General features: G+C 65.5%; 21 protein-coding genes. 9 read left to right on the forward strand and 12 right to left on the reverse strand.

Annotation, left to right across the window (positions count from 1 at the left end):
- Window positions 1–14: 14 nt before the first annotated feature.
- From LX70_RS13485 to LX70_RS13495, 3 genes are all read right to left on the reverse strand, one after another.
- The gene (locus LX70_RS13485) at window positions 15–776 is read right to left on the reverse strand and encodes an ABC transporter permease (protein WP_105515289.1); all 762 of its coding nucleotides are present in this window, start codon (window positions 774–776) and stop codon (window positions 15–17) included.
- Entirely contained in the window at window positions 773–1,699 is a 927-nt protein-coding gene (locus LX70_RS13490; RefSeq protein ID WP_105515290.1) for an ABC transporter ATP-binding protein, read from the reverse strand. The genes LX70_RS13485 and LX70_RS13490 overlap by 4 nt, the downstream gene beginning before the upstream one ends.
- 188 nt (window positions 1,700–1,887) lie before the next feature.
- On the reverse strand, window positions 1,888–3,522 hold the full coding sequence (locus LX70_RS13495) for a hypothetical protein (RefSeq protein ID WP_105515291.1): 1,635 nt from the start codon (window positions 3,520–3,522) through the stop codon (window positions 1,888–1,890).
- Window positions 3,523–3,671: 149 nt separating this feature from the next.
- On the opposite strand from LX70_RS13495, the gene LX70_RS13500 reads away from it, so the two are divergent.
- Window positions 3,672–3,929, forward strand: coding sequence for a hypothetical protein (locus LX70_RS13500; RefSeq protein WP_105515292.1), 258 nt, complete (start codon window positions 3,672–3,674; stop codon window positions 3,927–3,929).
- 6 nt (window positions 3,930–3,935) lie between these two features.
- Here the strand turns inward: LX70_RS13500 and LX70_RS13505 are convergent, their stop codons facing one another.
- Window positions 3,936–4,541 (reverse strand): GcrA family cell cycle regulator, encoded by a 606-nt coding sequence (locus LX70_RS13505; protein WP_105515293.1) that lies wholly within the window; start codon window positions 4,539–4,541, stop codon window positions 3,936–3,938.
- Window positions 4,542–4,907: 366 nt separating this feature from the next.
- On the opposite strand from LX70_RS13505, the gene LX70_RS13510 reads away from it, so the two are divergent.
- The 3 genes from LX70_RS13510 (at window position 4,908) to LX70_RS13520 (ending at window position 7,956) form a co-directional block, all read left to right on the forward strand.
- Window positions 4,908–6,092: an aspartate aminotransferase family protein gene (locus LX70_RS13510; protein ID WP_105515294.1), complete on the forward strand. Its 1,185-nt coding sequence runs from the start codon at window positions 4,908–4,910 to the stop codon at window positions 6,090–6,092.
- A gap of 57 nt (window positions 6,093–6,149) precedes the next feature.
- A complete protein-coding gene (gene argF / locus LX70_RS13515; protein WP_105515335.1) occupies window positions 6,150–7,076 on the forward strand; it encodes an ornithine carbamoyltransferase in 927 nt (308 codons plus the stop codon).
- Between the two features lie 178 nt (window positions 7,077–7,254).
- Window positions 7,255–7,956, forward strand: a complete 702-nt coding sequence (locus LX70_RS13520) for a class I SAM-dependent methyltransferase (RefSeq protein ID WP_245885083.1) — start codon at window positions 7,255–7,257, stop codon at window positions 7,954–7,956.
- Window positions 7,957–8,049: 93 nt separating this feature from the next.
- Here LX70_RS13520 and hrpB read toward each other — a convergent pair whose 3' ends face one another.
- Window positions 8,050–10,497: an ATP-dependent helicase HrpB gene (gene hrpB / locus LX70_RS13525; protein WP_105515295.1), complete on the reverse strand. Its 2,448-nt coding sequence runs from the start codon at window positions 10,495–10,497 to the stop codon at window positions 8,050–8,052.
- 113 nt (window positions 10,498–10,610) lie between these two features.
- On the opposite strand from hrpB, the gene meaB reads away from it, so the two are divergent.
- Entirely contained in the window at window positions 10,611–11,585 is a 975-nt protein-coding gene (gene meaB, locus LX70_RS13530; RefSeq protein ID WP_105515296.1) for a methylmalonyl Co-A mutase-associated GTPase MeaB, read from the forward strand.
- Window positions 11,586–11,687: 102 nt separating this feature from the next.
- Here meaB and LX70_RS13535 read toward each other — a convergent pair whose 3' ends face one another.
- Genes LX70_RS13535 through nthA form a run of 3 tightly spaced genes read right to left on the reverse strand, consistent with a single transcriptional unit; the run spans window position 11,688 to window position 13,281 of the window.
- Window positions 11,688–11,999: a nitrile hydratase accessory protein gene (locus LX70_RS13535; RefSeq protein ID WP_105515297.1), complete on the reverse strand. Its 312-nt coding sequence runs from the start codon at window positions 11,997–11,999 to the stop codon at window positions 11,688–11,690.
- Window positions 11,996–12,670, reverse strand: coding sequence for a nitrile hydratase subunit beta (nthB, locus tag LX70_RS13540; protein WP_105515298.1), 675 nt, complete (start codon window positions 12,668–12,670; stop codon window positions 11,996–11,998). Before nthB ends, LX70_RS13535 begins: the two co-directional genes overlap by 4 nt.
- The gene (gene nthA / locus LX70_RS13545) at window positions 12,667–13,281 is read right to left on the reverse strand and encodes a nitrile hydratase subunit alpha (RefSeq protein WP_105515299.1); all 615 of its coding nucleotides are present in this window, start codon (window positions 13,279–13,281) and stop codon (window positions 12,667–12,669) included. Before nthA ends, nthB begins: the two co-directional genes overlap by 4 nt.
- A gap of 444 nt (window positions 13,282–13,725) precedes the next feature.
- On the opposite strand from nthA, the gene LX70_RS13550 reads away from it, so the two are divergent.
- Window positions 13,726–14,784: a type VI immunity family protein gene (locus tag LX70_RS13550; protein ID WP_105515300.1), complete on the forward strand. Its 1,059-nt coding sequence runs from the start codon at window positions 13,726–13,728 to the stop codon at window positions 14,782–14,784.
- A 176-nt stretch (window positions 14,785–14,960) separates the two neighbouring features.
- Here the strand turns inward: LX70_RS13550 and LX70_RS13555 are convergent, their stop codons facing one another.
- On the reverse strand, window positions 14,961–15,260 hold the full coding sequence (locus tag LX70_RS13555; RefSeq protein ID WP_245885084.1) for a hypothetical protein: 300 nt from the start codon (window positions 15,258–15,260) through the stop codon (window positions 14,961–14,963).
- A 110-nt stretch (window positions 15,261–15,370) separates the two neighbouring features.
- Window positions 15,371–16,420, reverse strand: a complete 1,050-nt coding sequence (locus tag LX70_RS13560; RefSeq protein ID WP_105515338.1) for a Glu/Leu/Phe/Val family dehydrogenase — start codon at window positions 16,418–16,420, stop codon at window positions 15,371–15,373.
- Window positions 16,421–16,552: 132 nt separating this feature from the next.
- Between LX70_RS13560 and LX70_RS13565 the strand changes: the two genes are divergently transcribed.
- A complete protein-coding gene (locus tag LX70_RS13565; protein ID WP_105515301.1) occupies window positions 16,553–17,017 on the forward strand; it encodes an Lrp/AsnC family transcriptional regulator in 465 nt (154 codons plus the stop codon).
- Here LX70_RS13565 and LX70_RS13570 read toward each other — a convergent pair.
- Window positions 17,007–17,285, reverse strand: a complete 279-nt coding sequence (locus LX70_RS13570; RefSeq protein ID WP_105515302.1) for an acylphosphatase — start codon at window positions 17,283–17,285, stop codon at window positions 17,007–17,009. The two genes, LX70_RS13565 and LX70_RS13570, sit on opposite strands and share 11 nt — an antisense overlap.
- 98 nt (window positions 17,286–17,383) lie before the next feature.
- Here LX70_RS13570 and lepA point away from each other — a divergent pair, with 98 nt between their 5' ends.
- Both lepA and LX70_RS20490 read left to right on the forward strand, forming a co-directional pair.
- The gene (lepA, locus tag LX70_RS13575) at window positions 17,384–19,183 is read left to right on the forward strand and encodes a translation elongation factor 4 (RefSeq protein WP_170076194.1); all 1,800 of its coding nucleotides are present in this window, start codon (window positions 17,384–17,386) and stop codon (window positions 19,181–19,183) included.
- Between the two features lie 2 nt (window positions 19,184–19,185).
- Window positions 19,186–20,025, forward strand: a complete 840-nt coding sequence (locus LX70_RS20490) for a hypothetical protein (RefSeq protein WP_146111611.1) — start codon at window positions 19,186–19,188, stop codon at window positions 20,023–20,025.
- Here the strand turns inward: LX70_RS20490 and LX70_RS13580 are convergent.
- The coding region (locus LX70_RS13580; RefSeq protein ID WP_146111612.1) for an integrase core domain-containing protein at window positions 19,966–20,259 on the reverse strand (294 nt) is incomplete at its 5' end. The genes LX70_RS20490 and LX70_RS13580 overlap by 60 nt on opposite strands.

The raw sequence follows: 20,259 nt of genomic DNA on the forward strand, positions 1-20,259 counted from the left end.
CCGGTCTGGCGGGTTCAGGCCCTGAGCCGCCAGCCGGTGCGGAAGATCGCCCAGACCGCCGTGAGGCCCAGGGCCAGGAACACCGTCACGGCGGCCAGCGACAGGCCGACCGGCACATCCGCCATGCCGAAATAGGCCCAGCGGAACCCGGAGATCAGGTAAAGAACCGGGTTCAGATGCGCGACGCCCTGCCAGAAGGGCGGCAGCATCGAGGCAGAATAGAAGGCGCCGCCAAGGAACACGAGGGGTGTGACGACCATCAGCGGGATGAACTGCAACTGCTGCCAGTCCTTCGCCCAAAGTCCCATCAGGAACCCGAAGAGGGAGAAGCTGACCGCCGTCAGGGTCAGGAATCCCAGCGCCCAGACCGGATGCGCCATCGGCAGGTCCACGAAGACCATCGCCGTCAGGTGGATCACCACGGCGATGATGATGGATTTCAGCGCCGCCGCCCCGACATAGCCTGCCACGACCTCGATGAAGGACATTGGCGCGGCGAGGATTTCATACATCGTGCCTGCGAATTTCGGGAAGAAGATCCCGAATGAGGCATTGGCGATCGACTGTTGAAGCACGGTCAGCATGATAAGGCCCGGCACGATGAAGGCGCCGTAGGACACGCCTTCGACCGACGGGATGCGCCCGCCGATGGCGGCGCCGAAGACGACGAAATACAGCACCGTCGAGACGACGGGCGAGGCGAGCGATTCCCAGGGTGTGCGCCAGAAGCGCGCCATCTCGTGATCGAAGATCGTCTTGACCGCGCGCCCGTTCATGCGCCTTCCTCCACCAGTCTCAGGAACACCTCTTCAAGCGAGGATTGTTCGGTTTCAAGATCGCGCACACCGATCCCTTCCTCGGCAAAGCCCGCAAGCAGCCGCGCGATGCCGGAACGATCGGCGCGGGTGTCGTAGTCATAGCTGACGCGCAGCCCGTTTTCCGACAGGGTCAGGCCATGGCCTGCAAGGCTGTCCGGCAGCGCCGCCAGCGGGTCGGTCAGTTCCACGGTCAGCCGCTTGCGGCCGAACTCGTGCATCAGCCTGGCCTTGTCCTCCAGAAGCAGCAGGCGGCCCCTGTCGATGATGCCGATCCGGTCGGCCATCTCCTCGGCTTCCTCAAGGTAATGGGTGGTCAGGATCACCGTCACGCCCGAAGCGCGCAGGTCACGCACCACCGCCCACATCTCACGCCGGAGCGTCACGTCCACCCCGGCGGTCGGTTCGTCGAGGAACAGGACGCGCGGCCCGTGCGACAGCGCCTTGGCGATCAGCACGCGCCGCTTCATGCCGCCCGAAAGCTCATTCAGGCGCGCGTCGCGCTTGTCCCAAAGCGTCAGCGACCGCAGCACCTGTTCCAGATGCGCATCGTCCCGTGCCCGCCCGTGCAGCCCGCGCGAGAAGCGCACAGTGTTCATCACCGTCTCGAACGGTTCCACCGCGATCTCCTGCGGGACGAGGCCGATCAGAGTGCGCGCCGCACGGTAGTCGCGCGCGATGTCATGGCCGCCCACCGCCGCATGGCCGCCCGTGGGCGTGACGAGGCCACAGAGGATGGAGATGAAGGTGGTCTTCCCGGCCCCGTTCGGACCGAGCAGGGCGAGGATCTCTCCCTCGCGGATATCAAGCGTCACGCCGGTCAGCGCGACGGTGCCGCTGGCATAGGTCTTGGCGAGGTCGCGGACCTCGATGATCGGGGGCATGGTGTGGAATGGCTCCTGTTGCGCGGCGGCACGCTATAGCATTTCGGGTTTGCACTGAATCAGAATTCGAACCTATTTCGTTCGAATTCCGATACTTGCTTTCTCAACGAAAACCCGAAACGCTTTAATCTGTCGGCGCGGCAATTTCCAGTAGGGGATTCCGGGCGGTCCCCGCGCCCCTGGAGCGGCTAGTCTTCCGGGATGCCGGCCTCGCGGAGCGAGGTGAAGTAGGCGGGCTGGTTCTCGACGATCGTCGGCGGGATGGAGGCTGCGATCTTGCGGATCGTCAGTCCCGGATAGGCGGCGCGAAGCTTGCCGATGGCCTCGGCCGCCGCGTCGGGACGGCCAAGGCGGGTCTGCAACACGGCGATGACGCGCCATGCCCAGTCGACCGAGGGCGACAGCGTCATCCCGCGCCGGAAATGCACCAGCGCCTCTGCAAAGCGGTTTTCATTCAGGTATGCGGCGCCGCGCCCGAATTCGATATTGAAGAGGAACGGGTCAAGCGGGCTCAGCGCCTCGGCGCGGTCGAAGCAGGCGCGCGCCTCGTCCATCCGGGCGGCGTAGTTGCGGTTCCATCCGCGCCGGAGCCAGCCCCAGGCGTTGTTGGGGTCGATGGCCAGGGCGCGGTCGATGTAGGAGTTGGCAAGGTCGAGATCGGGCGAGACCAGCGCCACCGCCGCGCCAAGCGCGACAAGGGAAGGCGCGTGATCGGCCACATGGGCGGCGGCGTTCCGGGTCGTCTCAAGCGCGGCGGCGCGGTCCGCCACCGGATCGTCGGACCACATGTAGGACGGCTGCTGGGCCAGCACCCAGGCCTTGTAGGCAAGTGCGGGGCCGTAGCTGTCCCGCTGCTTCAGCGCCAGGTCGAGAAGCTCCAGCGCGCGGGCGTTGCCGACACGCGAATGCGCCCAGAAATGCGGTAGCGCCGACAAGACAAGCTCATAGGCCGAACGGTCGGCCGGCGGCTTGGTTTCGGCCCGCGCGATCTCGGCCGTGCGCAGGCTGGGGCTGATCTGCCCGGCCACTGCGGCGGCGATACGGTCCTGAAGGTCGAAAAGGTCGTCGAGACGGTCGTCGAAGCGCTGCGACCAAAGCAGGTGGCCGTCGGAACCCCGCGCAAGCTGGACGTTGATCCGCACCCGGTCCCGCGCGCGCTGCACCGTCCCCTCGATCAGGTAGTCGGTGCCGAGCTTGGCGGACACGGCGGGCGCGTCCAGACTGGCATCGCGGAACGCGAAGGCGGACTGGCGGGCGATGACGTGAAACTCATGCACCCGGCTCAGCGCGGCGGTGATTTCCTCCACCACACCGTCGGCGAACATGTCGCCTTCGCAGGAGCCGAGTTCGTTGAAGGGCAGGACGGCAAGGCAGGGCAGGCCGCCGCCCCCGGCTACGGCTGTCGGCGCAGGGGCCTTGCCCTCCGCCGCGCGCATCAGGCGCAGCCAGTCCTCGAACCCCTCGGAGGCAAGGTCGAACCCTTCCAGGAAACAGCCCGGCGGCGTCGCGTGAAAGCAGAAACCTTCGGGGTCGAGACGCACCATCTGGCGGTCGGCCAGGACACTCCCTTCGGGCAGGTGACGCCGCAGCACCGACAGTTCCTGACGCAGCGAGGCGCGCGCCTGAACCTCGCCCCGGTCGCTCCAGAGAAGATCGGCCAACAGGCCGCGTTCAGCCCTCAATCCCGGCTGGCGCGACAGGTAGGCCAACATCGCCTGGCCCCGCCGCGACAGCCCCTCGACCTCTGCCCCCGTGGCATCTGTCACCGCGAAAGGCCCGGTGAGGTGCAGCGTGATCGGGGCTTCGGGGACATCGCCTTGCATGGGGTCTGCGGTGCTATTTTACGATCAGGACGCGCTTTTTACGGAAGTATTGCACAGGAGAGGGGGCATTTCACGGCGCAAATTGCACTGATATTGCGGCGCTGGGGGAGAGTGGGACATCGCAACGCATTCCCGAACTGGAGACTGACATGACCCGGATCGACCCCATCATCGCCTTCGATCGCCCCGCCACCACGCCGCACCGGGCTGGGCTTCTTCGCTATCTGCTGGCGCGGATCGTCGATCTCGACCGCCGCTATCGCGAGGCGCAGAGGTTCGCCGATCTCACCGCAGAGCAGCGCCGCGACATGGGCGTACCGCCCCGCGACGATGCGGACGGCTTCTACACCACGCGCGGCCGCGGCCCGGCCGACGCGCTGCCCATGTCGATCACGAAAAGCTGGTAACCCGCCTCAGCGCCGCCGGTCGCGGCGCGAGGACATGGGTTGGAACGCGACGCCGACATGGGCCTCGCAATAGGGTTTGCCGGGCTGGGCGGAGAGGCCGCAGAACCAGAAATCCTCGGTTGCCGGGTCGCCGATCGGCCATTTGCAGGTCCGCTCGGTCAGTTCCATCAGCGTGAGCTTCCGGGCCTTCTTTTCCACCTCACGGACCGAGGCGAGCGCCTCGGGGCTGATCTCGCCGGCCGAGGGTTGCGGCGGCAGCGGTTGGCCGGCCGGGATGATCGGGCGGCGCTGGGAGGGTGCTACGCTGGGCGCGGGCGCCGGATCGGCGGCGGGCTTTTCGGCACGGGGCGCGGCGGCGGCGGCTGTCGCGGGGGCTGCCGGTTTCGACGCGCCGCGCGCAGGCGCTGCGGGTTTCGGCGCCGGATCGGCTGCCTTGGCCTTGGGCGCGGGTTCGGGCGCTGCGCCGACGCGGTTCGACAGACCCAGACGGTGAACCTTGCCGATCACCGCATTGCGCGTCACGCCGCCCAGTTCCTTGGCGATCTGGCTGGCCGACTGGCCTTCGGACCACATTTTCTTCAACAACTCGACGCGTTCATCCGTCCAGGACATGATCGTTCCTCGGGTCTGGGACCCATGTCCGGGGGCGCTGCCCATGCCGGGGGTCCGGGAAATCTCGTCCCCATTCTAGATGGGACGGGATGAGATACAAGCTTCGGCCCCCCTTTGGCAACCCGTCTGGGCCGGGCGGGGCCGATTGCCGCAAGGGAAGGGCGGGCGCGGAAAGCAATGGACAGGCGCGGGCTTTGTCGCTATGGGCGGGGCATGACGAACCGGACCCGCCTTCACGCCCGTCCCCGACGCCGCCGCACCCGCGCCTGACGTCCGTTCGCCCGTGGCCCTGCCACATCTTCTTCCCAGATTGACAGTTTTCATCCCGTAAGGCACCCCTTGGCCTTCTTCCTGCGGAGTACGCTTATGATCCCGACCGTTCTTCCGACCTATAATCGCGCGCCCCTTTCCTTCGTGAAGGGCGAAGGCTCCTGGCTGATCGAGAAGGACGGGACGCGATACCTCGATCTTGGCTCGGGGATCGCGGTGAATGCGCTGGGCCATGCCAATCCGGCGCTGGTGGCAACGCTCACCGAACAGGCGGGCAAGCTCTGGCATGTCTCGAACGTCTACCAGATCCCCGAACAGCAGCGGTTGGCCGATCTGCTGACCGAGAACACCTTTGCGGACACGGTCTTTGTCACCAATTCGGGAACCGAGACGGCCGAACTCGCGATCAAGATGGCGCGGAAGTACTGGTATGACAAAGGCACGCCGCGGGCAGAGATCCTGACCTTCGAGGGCGCGTTCCACGGCCGTTCCACCGGCGCCATCGCGGCGGCGGGGTCGGAGAAGATGGTCAAGGGCTTTGGCCCCCTCATGCCCGGTTTCCGGCAACTGCCCTTCGGCGACATCGACGCGCTTGAGGATGCGATCAGCGATCAGACCTGCGCCGTGATGCTGGAACCGATCCAGGGCGAGGGCGGCATCCGGCCCTTCAGCGACGACCAGCTCAGGCGCATCCGCGCGTTGTGCGACAAGACCGGCGCGCTTTTGATCTTTGATGAGGTGCAATGCGGCATGGGTCGCACGGGCCGTCTTTTCGCGCATGAATGGGCGGGGGTGACGCCCGACATCATGATGGTCGCGAAGGGCATCGGCGGGGGCTTTCCCATCGGCGCGGTGCTGGCGACGGAAACGGCCGCCTCCGGCATGGGCGCGGGCAGCCATGGGTCCACCTATGGCGGCAACCCCCTTGGCTGCGCCGTCGCCGCGAAAGTGGTGGAGATCATCGCCGACCCGGAGTTTCTGGCCGAGGTGAACCGCAAGGGCGCGCTTCTCCGGCAAAAGCTTGAAGGGCTGGTCGCCGCGCATCCTTCGGTCTTCGAAGCCGTGCGCGGGCAGGGCCTGATGCTGGGACTGAAATGCAAGGTGGCCCCGGGCGATGTGGTGAAGGCGGGCTATGACGCCCATGTCCTGACCGTTGCCGCCGCCGATAACACGCTGCGCCTTCTGCCGCCCCTGACGATCACCGAGGAGGAGATCGGCGAGGCGCTGCGACGGCTCGACACCGCCGCCAGCCAGATCGAAACCGCGGCACCCGCCGCCTGATGCCCGAGGGGCAGGATCGGGGCCGGACGCCCCGATGAGACGAGAAAGATGACCGTGATGAACAGTTTCCTCGATATCCACAAGACCGACCCCGAGGCGCTTCGGGGCATGATCGCCAATGCCCGTGCGATGAAGGATGCCAGGGGCGGCCGCCCGAAGGGCGAACCCGATGACGAGCAGCCGCTGAAGGGCCGTATGGTCGCGCTGATCTTCGAAAAGCCATCGACCCGGACGCGGATTTCCTTCGATGTCGGCGTGCGCCAGATGGGCGGGCAGACGATGGTCCTGTCGGGCGCCGACATGCAGTTGGGTCATGGCGAGACCATTGCCGACACCGCGCGGGTGCTGTCGCGCTATGTCGACCTCATCATGATCCGCACGTTCGAGGAGCAGACGCTGCTGGAAATGGCGGACTATGCCGATGTGCCGGTCATCAACGGCCTGACGAACCGGACCCATCCCTGTCAGATCATGGCCGATGTGATGACCTATGAGGAACATCGCGGCCCGATCGCGGGCAAGAAGGTCGTGTGGTCCGGCGATGGCAACAACGTCTTTGCCAGCTTCGCCCATGCGGCGGGGCAGTTCGGGTTCGACCTGACCTTCACCGGGCCGGAAACGCTTGATCCCGAGAAGGCGTGGCTGGAGTTCGCGGCCTCGAAGGGGCATCCGGTCACCATCGACCGCAACCCCGAACGCGCGGTGGATGGCGCCGATCTGGTCGTCACCGATACCTGGGTGTCGATGCACGACCCGCAATCGGCGCGGGAACGGCGGCACAACCAGTTGCGCCCCTATCAGGTGAACGACCACCTGATGGGCCTGGCCAAGCCGGATGCGCTGTTCATGCACTGCCTGCCCGCCCATCGCGACGATGAGGCGACATCTTCGGTCATGGACGGCCCGCATTCGGTGATCTTCGACGAGGCGGAAAACCGGCTTCATGCGCAAAAGGCGGTGATGCGCTGGTGCCTCGGCGTCTGATCCGGCGGGGCGCGCGCGATGCGCGCAAGAACCCTGTCTCGCGTCCCGGCCAGGGCCGGGCCGCTCGGGCCGCCTCCGGCGGGAGTATTTGGGCAACGAAGAAGCGGGCCGGGTTCTTGGCTTGGGGGCATTGAGCGCCTAGGGTGCGCGAAACGGCCGGTGTGGTAAGGGGACAATGATGGTGAAGACGAAGGGGCCGGGCGCGGCGCTGCCCAATCTGACCGATCTGGCGGATCGCTATGGCTCTGACAAGGGATCGCGCAAGCATCGCTATACCGAGCTTTACCAGATGCTGTTCCTGCCCTACCGGGAGCGGGAGATCGACTTTCTGGAAATGGGCTTGCAGATCGGCGGGCCGGAACATGGCGTCAGCGCCGACCGCAAGACGACCGATGCGCCGTCGGTTCGAATGTGGCTGGAGTACTTTCCGAACGCGCGCATTCACGGTCTCGACGTGTCGGATTTTTCATGGTTCGAGGCGGAGCGGTTTTCCTTCCACCGCTGCGACATGGATAGCCGCGCGGCGATTGCCGAGGCAGCGGCGGGGATGCCCGACTTCGACATCATCATCGACGACGCAAGCCATGCCTCGCATCACCAGCAGAACGGGTTTCTTGAGCTGTTTTCGAAGGTGAAGCCCGGCGGGCTTTATGTGATCGAGGATCTGCGCTGGCAGCCCGAGGCCTATGAGAAGCCCGGCATCACCAAGACGGCGGCGCTGTTTCGGGGCTTTTCCGAGGCGCGCAAGTTCGTTCATGCCGATCCGGCCGTGCAGGCGGAGTTCGAGGCGCTGGCGCCGGAGATTTCAGGCTGTTTCGTCTTTCAGGCGCGCTACACCAAGACACGGCGCGATCAGGTGGCGGTGATCCACAAGCGCTAAAGCCTTTCGGGTTTGCGTTGAGAAAGCAAGTATCAGAATTCGAACGAAATAAGTTCAAATTCTAATACAGCGTAAACCCGAAATGCCATAGGGTCAGGTTCCCCGCGGCTTGGCGCGTAGCGTCGGTTCGTGGGCGGTCGGGTCCTCGGGCCAGGGATGGCGGGGATATTGGCCGCGCATGTCCTTTCGCACATCGGCATAAGATGTCGCCCAGAAGCCCGGCAGGTCGAGCGTGGTCTGGATCGGGCGCCCGGCCGGTGACAGCAGCGTGACGCGCAGGGGCAGGTGTTTCGGCCCCACGGTCGGGTGGCGCGTCACGCCGAACATCTCTTGCAGGCGGAGCGTGATGGCGGGGTGGTCGCCGTCATAGTCGATGGGAATCCTGCGCCCCAGCGGGGTTTCGTAATGCGCGGGCGCAAGGCGGTCGAGCATCTGCTGCTGGTCCCATGTCAGGCGGTTGCGCAGTGCCTCGGTCAGGTCGAGGGCGCGGAGGTCAGCCTCGGTCCGTTTGCCCCTGAGGCTGGGCAGGAGCCAGTCGGGATCGGCCAGAAGGGAGTCGTCGCTGACATCGGGCAGGTCGGCGCCTTCGTTGTTCAGAAGCGTCACCCTGGCGCGGAAGCGGCGGGCGGGGTCGGACCATGGCAGGCCGATCTGGCGCAGCCCGTCGAAGGCGGCGCGGGCCAGCGCCTCGGGCTCGGCATCGGTGAGATGGCGGTCGTCGAGGATCAGCGCGCCGAGGCGCTCCTGCCTGCGCGCGCTGACGCGGCCTTCGCGGCGGGACCATTCGGTGATGTCGGCCCACGCGATCCGGTCGCCGTAGAGGCGGCGCAGGGCGGCGTCGGGAAGTGCTGTGCCCTGCCTTATGCGCGCCTCGCGCGGGTCGCCGTCAAGGTCGGTGGCCACGATCAGGCGCGACTGGCCCAGCGGATCGCCGTCGCCCGCGATCGCGCCCTTGCCACCGGAGAGGACGAAGCGCGGCGCCTCGCCCTTGCGGCGCAGGCCGATGCGGTCGGGATAGGCCAGCGCCGCCATTTCCGCCGGGGTGAAGCTGTCGGGGGTGGGATCGACCATGCGGGCAAGGCGCCTTGCCTCGGCGCGAATGCGTTCGATCACGCCGCGGTCGGGCGTCTGGGGGTGATCCTCGGCAAAGCGTTTCGGATCGCGGATCGCGGCAAGGCGCAGGGTCAGGTCGGCGGGCGCGCCGCGCAGGGGATCGCGTTCCTCCATCAGCGCGGCGAGGGTCGCGGCCTCTGGCCCCGCGCGGGTCAGCATATGGGCAAGGCGCGGATGCACCGGCAGGGCGGCAAGCTTGCGGCCACGGGCGGTGATCCGTGTGCCGTCGAGCGCGCCAAGATCGGCCAGAAGCGCGCGCGCCTCGGCCAGGGCCGGGGCCGGGGGCGGGGTAAGGAAGGCGAGGTCGGCGCCGTCGCTGCCCCAAAGTGCCAGTTCGAGGGCAAGGCCGGTGAGGTCGGCGGCCGCGATCTCGGGCGGCGGGAAGGGCGATAGGCCGCCTTCCTCGCCCTTGGTCCAGAGCCGGTAGCAGGAGCCTTCGGCCACGCGGCCTGCGCGGCCGCGGCGTTGTTCCGCCTCGGCCCGCGTCACCCGTTCGGTCACCAGCCGCGACATGCCCGACGCCGGGTCGAAGCGCGACCGCCGGGCGCGTCCGCCATCGACGACCACACGGATATCCTCGATCGTCAGCGAGGTTTCGGCGATGGAGGTCGCCAGAACCACCTTGCGCCCGTCCCGCGCGGGGGCGATGGCCGCGCGCTGGGCGGCGAAATCCATCGCGCCGAAAAGCGGGCGGACCGCGCAGTCTTTCGGCAGGCTGGCGCGCAAGATTGCCTCGACCCGGCGTATCTCGCCCTCGCCCGGCAGGAAGACGAGGATACCGCCTTCGGTTTCCTCCACCGCCTGCGCGACCAGCCCGGCCACCGCGCCCTCATACCGCATCCCCTGCGCCACGGGGCGCGGCAGCCAGCGGGTTTCGACCGGGAAGGCGCGGCCTGCGGAGGTGACGATGGGGGCATCGTCCAGAAGGGTCGCGACAGGGTCGGCGTCCAGCGTCGCCGACATGACGACAAGCGCAAGGTCGGGGCGCAGCGCCTGCCGCACCTCCCACGCCAACGCGAGGCCCAGATCGGCATTCAGGGAGCGTTCGTGGAATTCGTCAAAGATCAGGGCGCTTACGCCGGAAAGCTCTGGATCGGTCTGAAGCATCCGGGTCAGGATCCCCTCGGTCACGACCTCGATCCGCGTCGCCTTCGTCACCTTCGCCTCGCCCCGGATCCGGTAGCCGACCGTCTGGCCCACGGGTTCGCCCAGCGTCTCGGCCATGCGCTCGGCGGCGGCGCGGGCGGCAAGGCGGCGGGGTTCCAGCATGACGATGCGGCCGTCGGCGAGGCCTGCGGAGAGCAATGCCAGCGGCACCCGCGTCGTCTTGCCCGCGCCCGGCGGGGCCTGAAGCACGGCGCGGCCAGCCCTGCGCAGTGCGGCGATCAGGTCGGACAGGGCGTCGTCGATGGGCAGGCGGTCGGTCATGGCCGCGCTTATCGCCCGAAGCCCGCGCCATTTCCAGCGCAAGGGCAACGGGGGCTGGACATCGGCGCCCGCGCGCGGGCAGAAACGGGCAGTGCAAGGGGACGGAGCCGCCGATGGACGTGGAAAAGCTGGCCGAGGGCGTGGCCGCCGGGGATCGCCGGGCGCTTGCCCGTGCGATCACGCTGGTGGAAAGCGGGCGGGCCGATCACCGGGCGATGGCGGCGGCGCTTCTGTCGACTCTCGGCACCGCGCGGCAGGCGCTGCGCATCGGGCTGTCGGGGACACCCGGCGTCGGCAAGTCAAGCTTCATCGAGGCCTTCGGGACCCTGCTGACCGGGCAGGGGTTGCGCGTCGCGGTGCTGGCGGTCGATCCGTCCTCGGCCCGGACCGGCGGGTCGATCCTGGGTGACAAGACGCGGATGGAACGCCTCAGCCGCGATCCGAACGCCTTCATTCGCCCCTCGCCCAGCCAGTCGCACCTTGGCGGTGTCGCGCGGCGCACGCGCGAGGCGGTGGCCTTGTGCGAGGCGGCGGGCTTTGACGTCGTCCTGATCGAGACGGTGGGCGTGGGCCAGTCCGAGACGATGGTGGCGGAGATGACGGACATCTTCGTCCTGCTGCTGGCCCCCGCCGGGGGGGACGAATTGCAGGGCGTCAAGCGCGGCATCATGGAGATGGCCGACCTGATCCTTGTCAACAAGGCTGACGGCGCGCTGAAGGAAACCGCGACGCGGACCTGCGCGGATTATGCCGGGGCGCTGCGTCTGCTGCGGAAACGGCCGCAGGACCCGGAGGGCTTTCCCAAGGCGATGTGTGTTTCCGCCGCCGAGGAAACCGGGCTGGAAACGGCGTGGGCGGAGATGGCGGCACTGGCAGAGGCGCGCAAGGACAGCGGCTGGTTCGCCCGCCGCCGCGCCGAACAGGCGAAGCGCTGGTTCGAGGAAGAGGTGCGCGCGGGGCTTCTCGCCCGGCTGACCGGGGATGCGGGCGTCCGGGCAAAGCTGGAGGCGCTGGGCGAGGCGGTCGCGTCGGGCGAACGCAGCTCTGCCGATGCGGCGGCGGAACTGCTGGCGGTCCTGCGCGGTTAAAGCATGTTGCACGAAAAGTGGGAACCGGTTTTCGTGCTTCCCGAACATGCGCAATCAAAGACTTAGAGTGTGCCGCGCGAATGCGAATGAACGCGACACACTCTAATCCGCGATCCTGACCGGCTTGCCATGCGGGGTGGACAGATACGCGGCCTCCCACCGGTCGCGCATTTCGTCGGCCAGCGGTTTCGGCGCAAGGCCGCTGCCGTCCAGAAGCCCTTCCAGCGTCTCAAGCCAGGCGGCGTAGTAATCGGCGTTGCCGTCCAATTCCCGCGTCGCGCCGTGCCGTTTCAGCGTGGCCCCGAAGGCTTCGGTCCAATGGCCCCAAGTGAACTGCCCGGCCTCGGACAGCGCCAGGGTCAGCGCGAAAAGCTCTGCCTGCCAGGGTTCCGCGAAGGGGCGTTCGGGCGTCATGCCGGTTCCAGATAGCTTTGCCAGAGGTCCAGCGTGACCTCATCGCCCTCTGCCTCAGCCACGCCCCAGAGGTCGGCGGCGGCGAAGGCGACGGTATAAAGCGGCTCAGGGCATTCGCCCATGCGGTGCGCGTTGGTGTCGGGAAAGACATGCGCGCCATGGGTCAGGATCACGGTGCCGGTCTGGCCTGCCGCATAGGCGGGCAGGCGGGTATGGCCGCCGGGGACGAAGGCGTTGCGGGCGGGAAGGCGCGTGCGCACCCGGTCGCCGGGGGCGAAGGCCGGGTCAATGTCGCTGGCGCGCGTATAGGGCGTGCCACGGGCCAGCGCCGGGGCGACCTTGTCGGCGGTGAACAGCTTCGGATGCGGTGCTGCGGCGGAGGCGGTGCCTGCGCTGAGTTCGGCTTCGGTCACAAGCCCCGCCTCGGCCAGCAGGTCAGCCAGCGCGGCGATCCATTTCTCATAGTAGGAAAAGCGGGCGTAATCCTTGGGGGAGAGCTTTTCCCGGGCATGGCGCGAAGTGTCGATGGACCACGCGCCAAGGCCCCCGGCCGCCAGCGTCAGGGCCAGCGCGCTGCGCTGCCAGTTGGCGCCGACGGGAACCATGCCCTGCGGTTCGGGAATGACGGCGCCGTCGCCATGGCGCCCGCCCATGTCGTGAACGCGGGTCATTGCGGCGCCTCCGCCAGCCCGGTCCCGATCATGCTGTCACGGGTGACAAGGGTGGTCAGCGCGGCCTCATCCATGCCATCGGTCCCGTCGGGACGCATGGGGATGACGAGATAGCGCACCTCCGCCGTCGAATCCCAGACCCGGACGCTTCGCCCTTCGGGCAGGGTCACACCGAACTCTGCCAGCACCTTGCGCGGTTCGCGCACCGCACGGGCGCGGTAGGCGTCGGATTTGTACCAGGCGGGCGGAATGCCGAGGAGAGGCCACGGGTAGCAGGAGCAGAGCGTGCAGACGACCATGTTATGCGTTTGGGCCGTGTTCTCTACCGCCACGACATGTTCGCCCTGCCGCCCGCCGATACCCATCCGCGTCATCGCCGCATTGGTATCCGTGAGGAGGAGCGCGCGGAAGGCCGGGTCGGCCCAGGCGCGGGCGACGACCTTCGCGCCCAGATGAGGGCCGACCTTGGTCTCATAGGTGTCGAGGATCGCGGCCATGGCGGCCGGGTCCACAAGGCCCTTGGCGACGAGGATGGATTCAAGCGCCTTGACCCGCAGCGCAGGTTCGGGCGGGAGAAGCGAATGGGGGTGATCGTGATCGTCATGCGGCATGGCGCGAGCCTGTCACAGGCGGATTGGGCTGTCCATCGGATAGCGAAGAGGGGGCGCTGCCCCCATCGCCGCAGGGCGCGGCGATTCCCCCGGAGTAGTTGGGCAACGAAGAAGCCTGATCCCCGTTGTCAGCGTAATTTCAACAGCTTACGATGTTCACGGCATCGCTTCGACGGGTTGCGAGGTTTATCAGGAGTTCCAGAAGGCGCGGAAGGCGTTTAAGGGCGACGTCTACAACATCCGCCCCGATGTGGCGATCGAGGGGCCGAATGGACAGTTGCAGGAAATCTACGACTTCAAGTTTGATGGGGACAAGTGGCAAGACGGACAAAGACAACTTTATGATAGGGACCTGAAGAATTCAGGGTCATCGGAGACAGCGAAAGAAATATCGCAAGTTAGCTGTAAGTGTGATGGTCCCAAGGTTGTGAAGGGAATGAGCTGATGAAATGGTATGAAGATCCGGTTTTCGAAGGTGTACCAGACCCTTATCGCGAAGGCCGTGGTGAGATGTCTGACCACCAGTTGAAGAACATAGGCAGGCCCGCCTTCCGGCTGAGCCTGCAATCCTCGGTGTTCTCAGGGCACCCACTGCACCATGTCGAGGAATGGCGGCGTCTGTTCGGGGTGTTCGAGCCGATCTTGCGACGGGATGCCGAGAGGCTCTTGTTCCTGACCAATGGGTTGCGGCCGCGGCGTCGCAAATCCATCAAGTCGGAGGATTGGGATCCCTTCGGACATTTGCGCGCTGAGGTGGCAGACGAAGGCTTTACCTTCATAGGTTTCGATTTCCAGTCGGGCTTCAACGGCGGTGATCGGTACGATATAGGCCCGACGAAATTCTTCATGGATATCGCTTCCAACCTGTTTTTGACTGCCACAGTGCCGGTTCAGGATTTCGAGAATGGTACGCTCGATATTGCCGCCATGAAAGCTGCCATCCTTGGCATCCCTGTCTTCAGTGGTCTTGCGGGTTATGGCATGTGCCTGACGGATACGCTCGATTGGCCACATCCTAGTGAGGAGGCAGTCTACCCGGTTGCCTGCAAATACCCGGTGCTCGATCTGTGCAAGGATTACAACCGGACCTGGTCTTCCTCGCAGGTGCGTAACAACGATATCGTGAAGAATTTCTGGGCTGTCGGCATCAACTGGCTGACCCTGATCCAGGAGCCGCTGCTGGCGGCCATGGGGGGCAAGGCGGCGCTCACCGACGGGCTGGACAGTGCGATCACCTGGGAGGAAGGACCTTACGGACTTCTCTTCCAGCTAGGGGATCGGCCAATTACCGGCGAGGCGGGCGTTGATGATGCGCTTTTGCCCCTTTACTTCGAAATGGGTCAGCGCATGCGCCCCGCATCCGGCGAAATTCCAGCGGCACTCAAACGGCATACTGTATTTAGCACATCGCCTGGGGACAGAGCCGAGGATAACTTACGTTGGGTGCAGCGGTTTTATGATCGCGAATGGTTTGAAAAACCGTGCAAGGAGATTAATGAATGAGAGATCTGGGTACCGCGTTGTATCCATACTCTATAGTTTGGATGGAAAACGTGCCGCCGAGGTTCGCGAGTTCGACAACGGCCAAGCGTATTTGCTCGAAGCGAGGACGCCGCCCCATTTTTCGAGCTGCCGCCCAGACTCCTCGCGGGTATTTGCCATGATGGTCTATCTGTACCTCAACCGCCGCAAAGTGTCCCGGCGGCCGAGGCGAAGCCCTGATAGCGTTCCCAGAAGGCGCGGTTGCGGGCCGAGTCCGAGACCCGGATTTCTTCCGCCTTCTCGGGGTTGGTGAAGAGCCGGGCCGCGAGTTTCTGATCCGGGCCGCTCAGCGTCATGTTGGCCGCATTCTGGATACAGGCGCAAAGCGGCGGATTCGCCCCGCGACCCGATTGAAGACAGGCGGAGCCAACCGGCCCGGCTGCCGCAAACCCTGCGAAAATCGTGAAACACCCCGCAAGCGCAAGCATGGCGCGCATGGCATCCTCCGTTCCATTCCCGAACCGGGGACCGTTCGCGCGGCCCCTCTTGGCGGCGGAGTATGCCGGGGGACGCGCGCCCGCGCAATCGTTCCGGTTGTGGGGCGACCTCAGGCCGCGTTCCGGCGCAGCTTTTCGCCCGCGACCTCTTCGGCCACCGCGCTGGGCGCGCGGGCGTCGCGCCGTGCGGTGCGGTAGATCGCGCCCAGCGTCGCCTCAAGCGCGGCGAGCTTGTCCTCGACAAAGCACTGGCGGTCGGCGATCCGCAGGATCTCGGTCGCGACATTGATGATGCCGCCGCCATTGGCGACGAAATCGGGGGCGTAAAGGATGGCGCGGCGGTGCAGGGCCAGCCCGTCCTCGGGCGTGGCCAGTTGATTGTTGGCGGCCCCGGCGACGATGCTGGCGCGGATCTCCGGCACGGTGGTGGCGTTCAGGATCGCGCCGATGGCGCAGGGGGCGAAGATGTCGGCCTCTGCCCGGTGGATGTCCGTCCCCGCCACGACCTTTGCCCCCATGGTGTCGGCGGCACGCGCGGTGCGGGCGGGGTCGATGTCGCTGACGATCAGCCGCGCCCCGGCGGCGTGGAGAAGCGCTGCCAGGTGACTGCCGACATGGCCCAGCCCCTGAAGCGCCACGCGCCGCCCGTGAAGGTCGGGCGATCCCAGCCGGTCCGCCGCCGACAGGCGGATCGCATTGAAGACGCCGCGCGCGGTGACGGGGGAGGGGTCGCCGCTGGCATAGGCGCCCCCGGCAAGGCCCGCGACATAGGCGGTTTCGGCCGCGATGACCGCCATGTCGCCCGGCCCCATGCCCATGTCCTCGGCGGTCCAGTAGCGGCCGTTCAGGGTTTCGACGGCCCGGCCCATCGCCTTCAGCAGCTCGGGTGTCTTGTCGCGGGCCGGATCGCCCATGATCACCGCCTTGCCGCCGCCAAGCGGCAGCCCGGCGGCCGCGTTCTTCAGGCTCATCCCCCGTGACAGGCGCAGCGCGTCCTCAAGCGCCTCGCCCTCGCTGCCATAGACCCGCATCCTGAGGCCGCCCGCAGCCGGACCCAGCACCGTGGAATGAATGGCGATGAAGCCGGTCAGCCCCGCTTCGGGATCGCTGATGCGATAGACCTCCTCATGCCCTTTCGCGGCGACGGCGGTGATGTCCATGAAACCCTCCCTGCTTCCGGTAAGGAAGAGGGTATCACCACGAAGATGCGGGTTTCCGGCGAAGATGCTCGTCATATGCGTTCGGATTGGAGTATATCTCCAACATCGAACCGGATTTCGGGAGTTTCCCCCATGGATGCCATCGACGCACGGCTGCTGTCCGCCCTTCAGCGTGACGGACGGCAGACGGTGACCGACCTTGCCGCCGCCGTCGGGTTGTCGCCCACGCCCTGCGCGCGCCGCCTTGCCCGGCTTGAGGCAGAGGGCGTGATCGAGGGCTATTCCGCCCGTGTCGATCAGGCGCGGATCGGTTTTCCCGTCTCGGTCTTCATCCAGGTGGAGCTTGAGAGCCAGTCGAAGGATGCCATCGACACCTTCGAACGCGCCGTGCGCGGGTTCGACAGGGTGATGGAATGCCACCTGATGACCGGCACGCGCGACATCCTGATGCGGGTGGTCGCCGCCGACCTGACCGATTTCGACCGTTTCCTGGAGGACAAGCTGATGCGGGTTCCCGGCATCCGGTCGATGCGGTCCAGTTTCGCGCTGCGGACGATGGTCCGGCGGCAGGTCCTGCCGGTCAGGGTCAGCGCCTGATCTCGAACCCCGGCGCGACGCCGCCCGGATCGACCGGGTCGGACCAGACATCGGTGACCTGCGCGGCGCCCGGCCCTTCGCCCATCGCGGTCAGCATTGCCTCCACCGCCTCTTCCGGCCCCGCGATCACCGCCTCGACCGAGCCGTCATCGCGGTTCCTGACCCAGCCGCGCAGCCCCCGCGCGGTCGCCGCCCCCCGGCACCAGGCGCGATAGGCCACGCCCTGCACATGGCCGGTGACGCGGACATGACAGGCGATCTGGCGCATTCCCGGCCCCCTTATCCGTTTCTACGCCTATCCTAGCACGGATCGCCCCCTCACGCCCCATTGACCGGCCTGCAAATCCCGCGCATATCCCCGCAATCATGACCGAGCTTTCGCAGATCCGTAACTTCTCCATCGTGGCGCATATCGACCACGGCAAATCCACGCTGGCCGACCGGCTGATCCAGCTGACCGGCACCGTGGCCGAACGCGAGATGAAGGCCCAGCTTCTCGACTCGATGGATATCGAGCGCGAGCGTGGCATCACGATCAAGGCCAACACCGTGCGGATCGACTATCCGGCGAAGGACGGCAAGACCTATGTGCTGAACCTGATCGACACGCCGGGCCATGTCGACTTCGGCTATGAGGTCAGCCGGTCGATGCGCGCCGTCGAAGGCTCCCTTCTCGTGGTCGACGCCACGCAGGGGGTAGAGGCGCAGACGCTTGCCAACGTCTATCAGGCCATCGACGCGGATCACGAGATCGTCCCGGTCCTCAACAAGATCGACCTGCCCGCCGCCGAACCCGATCAGGTCAAGGCGCAGATCGAGGACGTGATCGGCATCGACGCGTCCGAGGCGATCCCGATTTCGGCCAAGACCGGCCTCGGCATCCCCGAGGTGCTTGAGGCCATCGTTCACAAGCTGCCCGCGCCCAAGGGCGACCGCACCGCGCCCCTCAAGGCGATGCTGGTCGATAGCTGGTATGACAGCTACCTTGGCGTCGTCGTCATGATCCGCGTCATGGACGGCGTGATCCGCAAGGGCGACCGCATCAAGATGATGCAGACCGGCGCCGTTTACGGCATCGACAAGCTTTCCGTGCTGAAGCCCAAGATGGTCGATATCGCCGAGCTTGGCCCCGGTGAAATCGGCGTCTTCACCGCCTCGATCAAGCAGGTCCGCGATACCCGCGTCGGCGACACCATCACCCATGAAAAACGCGGCACCGACAAGGCGCTTCCGGGCTTCAAGCCCGCCCAGCCGGTCGTCTTCTGCGGTCTCTTCCCCGTCGATGCCAACGATTTCGAGGCGCTCAGGGACGCCATCGAGAAGCTCGCCCTCAACGACGCCTCCTTCAGCTATGAGATGGAGACATCGGCCGCCCTCGGCTTTGGCTTCCGCTGCGGGTTCCTTGGCCTCCTGCATCTTGAGGTGATCCGCGACCGGCTGGAACGGGAATACGATCTCGACCTTATCACCACCGCGCCTTCGGTCGTCTTCCACCTGCACATGAAGGACGGCGAGGTGCGCGACCTGCACAACCCCGCCGACATGCCGGACCTGACCTATATCGACCACATCGAGGAGCCGCGCATCAAGGCTACGATCATGGTCCCCGACGACTATCTCGGCGACGTCTTGAAGCTTTGCCAGGACCGGCGCGGCATCCAGATGGACCTGACCTATGCCGGGTCGCGCGCCATGGTCGTCTATGACCTGCCGCTGGCCGAGGTCGTCTTCGACTTCTACGACCGGCTGAAATCCGTCACCAAGGGCTATGCCAGCTTCGATTACCAGATTTCCGAATATCGCGAGGATACGCTGGTCAAGATGTCGATCCTTGTGAATGACGAGCCTGTGGACGCCCTGTCGATCATGGTCCACCGCGACCGGGCCGAAAGCCGCGGCCGGATGATGTGCGAGAAGCTGAAGGACCTGATCCCGCGCCACATGTTCAAGATCCCGATCCAGGCCGCCATCGGTGGCCGCGTGATCGCGCGAGAGACCATCGCCGCGCTAAGGAAGGACGTGACCGCCAAGTGCTACGGCGGCGACGCCACGCGGAAGCGGAAGCTTCTGGACAAGCAGAAGGCGGGCAAGAAGAAGATGCGCCAGTTCGGGAAGGTGGAGATCCCGCAGTCGGCGTTTATTTCGGCGTTGAAGATGGATGGGTGAGGATGGTGAAGAGAGCGGCGCTGCCGGCCGAAGCTGAACAGACTGTTCCCGATGGGGTGGAAAATAAGGAAGTCTATCGAGTAGCAGTTAAAGTTCTGTCTGGGACATCAGAAGCCGAGCCCATGAGTTCGTCGGTTTTGGTTGATAAGGTCTCCGAAGGTTTGCAAGAACCTCTGGTGGGGTATTTGATATATCGTGCTCTGCTCCAGGCGACGCATCCGGCCGATAGTCTAATAAAGAGCCGGAAAGGGCGCCGTGGCGGTTACTTTCTTGGGGAGCCAGAATCGTTCAATGGGTCTGACGGTACAGTTCCGATTGAGACCAAGAAGGAGAAGACGCTTGAAAAGCATCTTTGGCCGGTTGTTGTAGACTGGTTGCGCCTTAACAAGCCGGTAGAACGAATTTCAAGCGACATCGCCAATCGAAAGTCTGGCGGAGTTTGGTCAAACCCCGACATTGTTGGTCTAAATATTGTTGAGGAGTTGGGGTTTTTCGACGTTGAGATTACTACGCTGGAAGTGAAGACATCTCTCTCGAATTGGAGATATTTCTTCTTTGAGGCGGTTTCGCATAAGCGTATCTCAGAGCGTGTCTATTTTGTGTACCGATCTCGTAGTGATATTGCGAACGAGTTGAAAAGCGAACTCTTGCGATATGCTGAAAAATACGGGGTCGGTTTGATCGAGTTGCAGATGGATGACGGCGAATATGACGCCCTGACGGCCTCGACTTCATCTTGGAACAAGAGATCCGTGGACTTGCCCGGCTTTTGTGGAGAGCGTTTAGCTCACTTCACGGGCCTTTCTCTCGAAGGCGATGGGGCTTTGGTAGCCGAGCGATGAATGTCGTCTGACGGGGTTATAGAACCCGTCGATGTATCTGGCGATGGCATTTTCGGCCTGCTGGCGTGTTTGCCATGCGACTGGCCAGACCAGCTCCGACTTGATGGTCTTGAAGAACGTCTCGACCATCGCGTTGTCGTAGCAGTTCCCCTTGCCGCTCATCGAGATCAGGATGCTGCGCTTTCTGAGTTCGGCCTGATAGTCCACCGAGCAATACTGGCTTCCGCGATCGCT

It is taken from the genome of Albidovulum denitrificans (assembly GCF_002973535.1).
In the GTDB taxonomy this organism is placed as follows: domain Bacteria; phylum Pseudomonadota; class Alphaproteobacteria; order Rhodobacterales; family Rhodobacteraceae; genus Albidovulum; species Albidovulum denitrificans.

Excerpts from the sequence above, each read along its gene's own strand:
- LX70_RS13485 (WP_105515289.1), bottom strand. The coding sequence starts at position 776 with ATGAACGGGCGCGCGGTCAAGACGATCTTCGATCACGAGATGGCGCGC.
- LX70_RS13490 (WP_105515290.1), bottom strand. The coding sequence starts at position 1,699 with ATGCCCCCGATCATCGAGGTCCGCGACCTCGCCAAGACCTATGCCAGC.
- LX70_RS13495 (WP_105515291.1), bottom strand. The coding sequence starts at position 3,522 with ATGCAAGGCGATGTCCCCGAAGCCCCGATCACGCTGCACCTCACCGGG.
- LX70_RS13500 (WP_105515292.1), top strand. The coding sequence starts at position 3,672 with ATGACCCGGATCGACCCCATCATCGCCTTCGATCGCCCCGCCACCACG.
- LX70_RS13505 (WP_105515293.1), bottom strand. The coding sequence starts at position 4,541 with ATGTCCTGGACGGATGAACGCGTCGAGTTGTTGAAGAAAATGTGGTCC.
- LX70_RS13510 (WP_105515294.1), top strand. The coding sequence starts at position 4,908 with ATGATCCCGACCGTTCTTCCGACCTATAATCGCGCGCCCCTTTCCTTC.
- argF (WP_105515335.1), top strand. The coding sequence starts at position 6,150 with ATGAACAGTTTCCTCGATATCCACAAGACCGACCCCGAGGCGCTTCGG.
- LX70_RS13520 (WP_245885083.1), top strand. The coding sequence starts at position 7,255 with ATGGTGAAGACGAAGGGGCCGGGCGCGGCGCTGCCCAATCTGACCGAT.
- hrpB (WP_105515295.1), bottom strand. The coding sequence starts at position 10,497 with ATGACCGACCGCCTGCCCATCGACGACGCCCTGTCCGACCTGATCGCC.
- meaB (WP_105515296.1), top strand. The coding sequence starts at position 10,611 with ATGGACGTGGAAAAGCTGGCCGAGGGCGTGGCCGCCGGGGATCGCCGG.
- LX70_RS13535 (WP_105515297.1), bottom strand. The coding sequence starts at position 11,999 with ATGACGCCCGAACGCCCCTTCGCGGAACCCTGGCAGGCAGAGCTTTTC.
- nthB (WP_105515298.1), bottom strand. The coding sequence starts at position 12,670 with ATGACCCGCGTTCACGACATGGGCGGGCGCCATGGCGACGGCGCCGTC.
- nthA (WP_105515299.1), bottom strand. The coding sequence starts at position 13,281 with ATGCCGCATGACGATCACGATCACCCCCATTCGCTTCTCCCGCCCGAA.
- LX70_RS13550 (WP_105515300.1), top strand. The coding sequence starts at position 13,726 with ATGAAATGGTATGAAGATCCGGTTTTCGAAGGTGTACCAGACCCTTAT.
- LX70_RS13555 (WP_245885084.1), bottom strand. The coding sequence starts at position 15,260 with ATGCGCGCCATGCTTGCGCTTGCGGGGTGTTTCACGATTTTCGCAGGG.
- LX70_RS13560 (WP_105515338.1), bottom strand. The coding sequence starts at position 16,420 with ATGGACATCACCGCCGTCGCCGCGAAAGGGCATGAGGAGGTCTATCGC.
- LX70_RS13565 (WP_105515301.1), top strand. The coding sequence starts at position 16,553 with ATGGATGCCATCGACGCACGGCTGCTGTCCGCCCTTCAGCGTGACGGA.
- LX70_RS13570 (WP_105515302.1), bottom strand. The coding sequence starts at position 17,285 with ATGCGCCAGATCGCCTGTCATGTCCGCGTCACCGGCCATGTGCAGGGC.
- lepA (WP_170076194.1), top strand. The coding sequence starts at position 17,384 with ATGACCGAGCTTTCGCAGATCCGTAACTTCTCCATCGTGGCGCATATC.
- LX70_RS20490 (WP_146111611.1), top strand. The coding sequence starts at position 19,186 with ATGGTGAAGAGAGCGGCGCTGCCGGCCGAAGCTGAACAGACTGTTCCC.